Annotated in this window: 4 protein-coding genes; 2 read left to right on the forward strand and 2 right to left on the reverse strand. The window is 45.8% G+C overall.

Features of this window, described 5'->3' with window-relative positions; all coding sequences use genetic code 11:
* Positions 1-57 precede the first annotated feature (57 nt).
* Positions 58-1,053: a spore photoproduct lyase family protein gene (locus tag PHP87_RS11110; protein ID WP_299921354.1), complete on the forward strand. Its 996-nt coding sequence runs from the start codon at positions 58-60 to the stop codon at positions 1,051-1,053.
* Positions 1,054-1,152: 99 nt separating this feature from the next.
* Here the strand turns inward: PHP87_RS11110 and PHP87_RS11115 are convergent, their stop codons facing one another.
* Positions 1,153-1,611, reverse strand: coding sequence for a type II toxin-antitoxin system VapC family toxin (locus PHP87_RS11115; protein WP_299921356.1), 459 nt, complete (start codon positions 1,609-1,611; stop codon positions 1,153-1,155).
* Positions 1,604-1,897 carry a type II toxin-antitoxin system Phd/YefM family antitoxin gene (locus tag PHP87_RS11120; RefSeq protein WP_299920363.1) on the reverse strand — a complete coding sequence of 98 codons (294 nt, stop codon included), beginning with the start codon at positions 1,895-1,897 and terminating at the stop codon, positions 1,604-1,606. The genes PHP87_RS11115 and PHP87_RS11120 overlap by 8 nt, the downstream gene beginning before the upstream one ends.
* A 354-nt stretch (positions 1,898-2,251) precedes the next feature.
* On the opposite strand from PHP87_RS11120, the gene PHP87_RS11125 reads away from it, so the two are divergent.
* Positions 2,252-4,085 (forward strand): serine hydrolase (locus PHP87_RS11125; protein WP_299921358.1); only part of this gene is annotated, 1,834 nt, incomplete at its 3' end.

Here is a 4,085-nt window from a genome sequence, read left to right on the forward strand (position 1 = left end):
TGACATTCGGTATATGAAACACTGCCGCTTGAAATAATACTTCCAGGAGGTGGTGGCTTGTTTCCGGAAAAGATTTTTTATGAGCCCCCGGTTTTACATTACGAATTGGGGAAGCAACTGCAAGAAAAATTTGCCCATATACCCTGGATAGCTATTGAAAACCATAATAATATCGAAGAATTGCGCAAGAATCCCAATAAAGAATTTGTGCACATGAAACGTTATTTGATCCTGGGAGTACGCAAGAGTTTAAAATATACGCCCAATCATAAAGTCTCGGATTTTCTGGTGCCCTATACCTCATCGGGCTGCAGCGCCATGTGTCTTTATTGCTATTTGGTATGCAATTATAATAAATGCTCCTATTTGCGGCTTTTTGTCAATCGCGAGCAAATGCTGGATAAATTAATGAAGACTGCCAATCGTTCACCCGGGGATTTAACCTTTGAGATCGGCAGCAACAGCGACCTGCTTTTAGAGAACAGCATAAGCGGGAATCTAGAATGGACCATAGAGAATTTCGCCGGAAGCAAAAAAGGTTTTATAACTTTTCCCACCAAGTTCGATATGGTAGAAGCTCTGCTCCCTTTGAATCATGGAGGCAGAACCATAATGCGCATGAGTGTCAATCCTCAACCGATTATTCAAAGGCTGGAGTTCGGTACCTCCTCCTTGACGGGCCGAATCCGGGCCCTGCAGCAAATGCATGCTGCAGGCTATAAGGTGGGAATTTTAATAGCACCGGTAGTATTGCTGGATAACTGGCAAGAGCTTTATTCGCAGCTCATTGAGCAGTTGGCTGACGAACTGCCGGATAAAATAAAAAAGGAATTGTTCATAGAAATCATCTTTATGACTTACAGCTATATCCACCGGGCTATTAATGCCGAAGCATTTCCTAACGCTGTCAAATTGTATGATAAATCCCTTATGACCGGGCGAGGACGGGGAAAATACTGCTATCGCTCCGATATCCGCTTGCAGGCCGAAGAATACCTGAAGGAGCTCCTGGAGCAAAAGCTCAACGGTATACCGGTAATATATATAGTTTAAGGCGGCCAGAGGAATGTGCTGCAGCGTTTGTTGAGAATATATTTCCATTATCCGCCGGGCTTCATAGTAAGTCTGTCCAAAAGCAGATGTACCAGGACGTTAGAAAATAATGCAGCTTTGTAATACTTTAACATAACTTTTGTTCTTCACGGAGCTTGCCAGCTTGTTGTCAGCAGTCCAGAACTCACACTCTTTTCCGTTTTGTTTTGCCATAATTTCCGCTACAGCCAGGTAAGCCGCATCATATAAAGTAGGCAGTTCCTCTTTATCCGCTATCTGCCAGGCTGCTCGCATAACAGAAACATCATTTATGAAGGTAATAACCCCGAAGCTATTAAAAGCTTCCCAGGCAGTCTCGGCCTGTTTCGGATTTATTAACCTTCTGCTTACCTTTTTTCTTAAGACGCTCCCCACTTCAGCCCAGGCAAAGTCAGGCAAAACAACAGTCATCCTCTCATTAATTACCCTCTCCAGCAAGGTAACCGCCTTGTCGCTATCCTCTTCATTAACCAGAACTTTTATCAAAACGCTGCTGTCAAGGCATATATAGCTACTCACTCCGCTCCTCCCCCTCCCGCAATCGTCTGATCAATGGAGTGGAATCTGGCTGGGGCTTCATTTCACCCCTTAATTTGGCCAATCGCTGAAGAGTGTCTTTCGCTTTTTCTGTTTTTTCGTAGCTCTCCACCTTTTTTGCTTTTGCTTGTAGTTCTTCAAAAACTTTAGCTTCTATGATGTAGGCTACAGGTTTTGATCTCTTCAACAAAACTATGGGTTCCTTTGTTTCAATGACTTGAGTAATTATTTTACTGATATTTTGTCTTACCTCCGTAACATTAAACATGGCATTTAATCACACTCCTGTTAATAGTCTTACTTTATTATATCATAGAAAAAACATCGGCAGCAAAATTTAGCCATTAAAACATTTGATTTAATTACCTCAGCACAAAGCTGCATCCTTCCGCACTCCTGGACCGCCCCCCGCTTTGCCGATATTCAATTACACTTCTCCCGAGTTTGACAGTTGGGGTAAAAGAAAAACCAAATAGAGGCCAAAGATGCATCCCCATGCTGCCAATTTTTTATTTTTAACAGGCAGGATTAGCCATTTTTTTGTCTAAATTAAAATTTAGCAAACTTACGCATTAATCTCAGAAGAAAAATAAGGAGATTAAATTTAGAAGGGGGTTTTGTATTGAACAAATTTCGTGTTGTTGCAGCTTGCTTGATTGCCCTGCTGCTGGCAATCATGATACCGGCATCATTCAATGCCGCTGAAAATCCTGCCCTGAGCAATACCAGGCTTACCGCCCGCAGCGAGATATGGAAGGCCATCAACGCCGGGAATGCCGGTAGCGGCACCGTTGCAGTCATGGAGAACGGCAAAATCGTCTATGCCGAAGGTTTTGGCATGGCTGACCGGGAGCGGAGCATCTCCGTTGATAAAAATACCCTATTCAATATCGGCTCGATCAGCAAGGTTTATTGTGCTACAGCCATTATGCTGCTGGTAGATGAGGGCAAGGTAGAGCTCGACCAGCCGGTGACTGCCTACCTGCCGGAATTCACCATGGAAGATGAACGCTATAAAGACATCACCGTCCGAATGCTGCTCAACCACTCCTCGGGTTTGCCCGGTACCATCGGTTCCAATAGTTTTGGTTTTGAATATCATAAAGAATATTACCAGGATGTACTGGATACCCTGGCAAAATCTCATCTCAAACATCGGCCGGGCGAAATGGCACCTTATTGCAATGACGGTTTTACCCTGGCGGAGATGATAGTTGCCCGGATTTCTGGAAAAAGCTACCTTCAATTTCTAAGTGAGCGGGTATTTGAACCCCTGGGCTTAAACCATACCGGTCCGGGTGTTGGCCAACGGCAGGGACTAAAAGAGGGATCCGTGGCCAGGTATTATACCACTGACGGTAAAAGCGAGCCGCTGGAAGTAGTATCGTTGTTGGGTTCGGGCGGCCTGTCAGCGACGCCGGAGGATTTATGCAAGTTCGCCGATACATTTTCCGCTTCCGGTCCCCAGATACTTTCACCGGCATCCCTGGCGGAAATGAGAAAGGGGCAACCCGCCGAGTCCTATATGCAATTCAAACAACCGGAGCTGAGTTTTGGACTGGGCTGGGATTTGACGGAGATTGCTCACTATAAAGCAAAAGGTATAAATGTTTTGGGCAAGAGCGGCGGTACCGGCAACTATAGTTCGATGCTTTATACCATTCCAGATAAAAGAATATCGGTCGCCGTCATTTTTACCGGTCCCCAAAGCAACGCGATGGTAATCGCCGCTTCCATCATGGAAGCTTTTCTTTGCGAAAATGGTCTTTTCGATAAAACACCTGCGGTGTTGAAGCTGCCGCTCAAAGCCCAGTCTCTTCCGTCTGAACTGGCGAATTATGAAGGTTATTATTCCAACGGCAGCGTTCTTAAGCGCTTGAAGGTTGATCGGGCGGAGAATAAGCTGACTGTCTATATGCTGGAAGGCGGCCAGGAGACAGAAATCCTATCAGCGATTTATAATGATGGCTATTTTCACAACCAGAGAGACAAGTACTATTTCATAACGCTGGCCGGCAGGCAATATTTCGTACAGCATTCGGCTACACTCGCCGTTGATATGATTGCCAGCCAAAAACTGGAGCCTGTGGCCAAAGCAAGCGAATTGAAGATATCTGTCGATAAGCGGAAGTGGCTGCGGCGTAATGCCAAAGCCTACGAGGCAAGAATGCTGGTGTCGGGGCATATTATAACTTCGCGGCAGTTCAGTGAACTCCCGGGCTATATCGACTTCGACGGCATAAAACGGGTCATCTCCCCGACATCTGCAGGAATGGCCATTAATTCCATGCGCGACCTGACCGAGCTTAGATTAAGTGAGAAGGACGGAATAAGCTGGGCCTGGATTTCCGGGATGCTGTATACGCCCGCCGATGCGGTTCAATCGCTGGCAAGCGGCGATACCAACATAACTACCGGCCGGGAAGGTTATAATGAATGGCGGAAGGTGGCGGAAG

The organism is Syntrophomonas sp. (assembly GCF_028707975.1).
In the GTDB taxonomy this organism is placed as follows: Bacteria; Bacillota; Syntrophomonadia; order Syntrophomonadales; family Syntrophomonadaceae; genus Syntrophomonas.